Here is a 2408-nt window from a genome sequence, read left to right as displayed (position 1 = left end):
CCGCGGGCCCGGCGGTTCCATGTCTCCGGCCGCTCCCGGAAACCCGTTCGTCTGCGGCGCGATCGGGTGATCGGAGCACCGGTGGGCGCGTGCAGCGCCGCTCCAGCCGCACCGCTGTGCTGACGTATGAGACGCACCACCCGACGCAGAGAGGAACCCCCATGAAGAGCAAGCTGGGCAAGGCCGTCGTCACCACCGTCGCGGCCCTGGCGCTGGCCGGCATCGCCGCGCCCGCGTACGCGCACGTCGCCGTCGGCGGCGGCCAGGAGGGCGTGGCCACCGCCGACGAGCCCTTCGTCGCCGGCCACTGGGCGGGCTTCGCCGAGACCTCCCACATCTTCACCGCGGGCGGCGGCTACGGCTGGGCCACCGACACCGCCGTCGGCGGCGGCGAGGGCGGCATCGTCGCGATCGGCTGACGCCTCGTCGGCGACACAGGGCGTGGTGGCCGTTCGCGGCCGCCACGCCCTTCATGCTGCCCCGCCCCGATTTTCTGTTATGCCAATTGACACCAGGGGAAAACCTGACCTACCGTCAACGCCGTGGAGGAGAAGCGCGGCCGCGGCAGGCCCAGGAAGGACCCGGAGAAGCTGGCCCGCTGGGTGCCGCCGGAGGGCTGGTCCCGGCTGGTGGCCTGGGTGTCGCCGGAGGAGAAGAAGGCGCTGAAGCGGGTCGCCGTGGAGGCGGAGGTGTCGGTCGCGGACCTGGTCCGCGCACTGGCCGCCGGCCTGGCCGCGGGGACGGTCACGCCGGAGGAGCTCGTCGGTCAGGTACGGAGGGGGATGGCGACCATGGAGAAGATCCCGACGCTGTTCGAGCGGGACGCCGGCTTCCGGGTGGTGGACCGCCCGCGCGCCGAGTGCGCCTGGGTGTTCGCCGGGGAGGGCACGGCGACCGAGAAGCTGGACGGCACGAACGTCCGGCTGACCGTCCGCTCGGGGCGGCTGGTGCGGGTGGAGAAGCGCCGCAACCCGAGCGCCGCGCAGAAGAAGCTGGGCATCGTCGACGGCTGGTACGTCGACACCGCGGAGGACGCCGCCGAGGACCGGTGGATCCTGGCCGCCGCGCGGGGCACCGACGTGGGCGGCTGGCCGGACGGCGAGCACCCGTGCGAGGCGCTGGGGCCGCGGATCCAGGGCAACCCGCTGGGGCTGGACGCCCACCTGTGCCTGCCGTTCGACCGCGAGGCGCCGGTGTACGAGGAGGTCCCGCGCAGCTACCGGGGCCTGCGGGAGCACCTGGCGGAGCTGGAGAGCCGGTTCGCGCCGGGCGCGCTCGCCGAGGGCATCGTCTTCCACCACCCGGACGGGCGGCGCGCCAAGATCAAGCGGAAGGACTTCCCGAAGTCCGCCTGATCCCGGCGCGCCTGGCGAACCGTCAGCGCAGCAGGCCCGCGGCCTCGACCGCCCAGTAGGTGAGGATCTGCTCGGCGCCGGCCCGGCGGATCGAGGTGAGGGTCTCCATGATCGTCCGCTCGCGGTCGATCCAGCCGTTGGCGGCGGCGGCCTCGACCATCGCGTACTCGCCGGAGACCTGGTACGCGGCGACCGGCACCGGGGAGGCGTCGGCGACCTGGCGGAGGATGTCCAGGTAGGACATCGCGGGCTTGACCATCACCAGGTCGGCGCCCTCGGCGACGTCCTGGGCCAGTTCGCGCAGCGACTCCCGGGCGTTGGCCGGGTCCTGCTGGTAGGTCTTGCGGTCGCCCTTGAGGGAGGAGCCGACGGCCTCCCGGAACGGGCCGAAGAACGCCGAGGCGTACTTGGCGGTGTAGGCGAGGATGCCGGTGTCCTGGTGCCCGGCCGCGTCCAGCGCCTTGCGGACCGCCGCGACCTGGCCGTCCATCATCCCGGACGGGCCGACCAGGTGGACGCCCGCGTCGGCCTGGACGACGGCCATCTCGGCGTAGCGCTCCAGGGTGGCGTCGTTGTCGACCGAGCCGTCCGCGGCGAGCACCCCGCAGTGGCCGTGGTCGGTGAACTCGTCCAGGCACAGGTCGGACATCACCACCAGCTGGTCGCCGACCTCGGAGACCACGTCGCGGATGGCGAGCTGCAGGATGCCCTCCGGGTCGGTGCCCGCGGTGCCGGTGGCGTCCTGCACCTCGGGGACGCCGAACAGCATGATGCCGCCGATCCCGGCCGCGGCGGCCTCGGCGGCGGCCCGGCGCAGGGTGTCCCGGGTGTGCTGGACGACGCCCGGCATCGAGCCGATCGGCCGCGGCTCGGTGATGCCCTCGCGGACGAACGCGGGCAGGACCAGCTCGGCCGGGTGCAGCCGGGTCTCGGCGACCAGGCGGCGCATCGCCGGGGTGGTGCGCAGGCGGCGCGGGCGGACGGACGGGAATTCGGCGGACACTTCGAAGGCTCCCTGAGTCACGGAAGAACGCGTCGGGGGGAGGCCCGCGG

The 2408-nt window shown here is 74.0% G+C and carries 3 protein-coding genes; 2 read left to right on the top strand and 1 reads right to left on the bottom strand.

The window, feature by feature from the left end:
• Positions 1–161 precede the first annotated feature (161 nt).
• Together ACFUEL_RS38590 and ACFUEL_RS38585 are read left to right on the top strand one after the other, a co-directional pair.
• On the top strand, positions 162–419 hold the full coding sequence (locus tag ACFUEL_RS38590) for a hypothetical protein (protein WP_380242716.1): 258 nt from the start codon (positions 162–164) through the stop codon (positions 417–419).
• 123 nt (positions 420–542) lie between these two features.
• Positions 543–1355: a hypothetical protein gene (locus ACFUEL_RS38585; RefSeq protein ID WP_380242714.1), complete on the top strand. Its 813-nt coding sequence runs from the start codon at positions 543–545 to the stop codon at positions 1353–1355.
• A gap of 22 nt (positions 1356–1377) precedes the next feature.
• On the opposite strand, the gene hemB is transcribed toward ACFUEL_RS38585, so the two are convergent.
• The gene (gene hemB / locus ACFUEL_RS38580; protein WP_380242712.1) at positions 1378–2358 is read right to left on the bottom strand and encodes a porphobilinogen synthase; all 981 of its coding nucleotides are present in this window, start codon (positions 2356–2358) and stop codon (positions 1378–1380) included.
• Positions 2359–2408 lie beyond the last annotated feature (50 nt).

The sequence above is a fragment of the Kitasatospora sp. NPDC057198 genome, from assembly GCF_042670125.1.
Lineage (GTDB): Bacteria > Actinomycetota > Actinomycetes > Streptomycetales > Streptomycetaceae > Kitasatospora.
This window is presented reverse-complemented; position numbering and strand designations above follow the sequence as displayed.

Coding starts and splice junctions, on each gene's coding strand:
- ACFUEL_RS38590 (WP_380242716.1), top strand. CDS start 162: ATGAAGAGCAAGCTGGGCAAGGCCGTCGTCACCACCGTCGCGGCCCTG.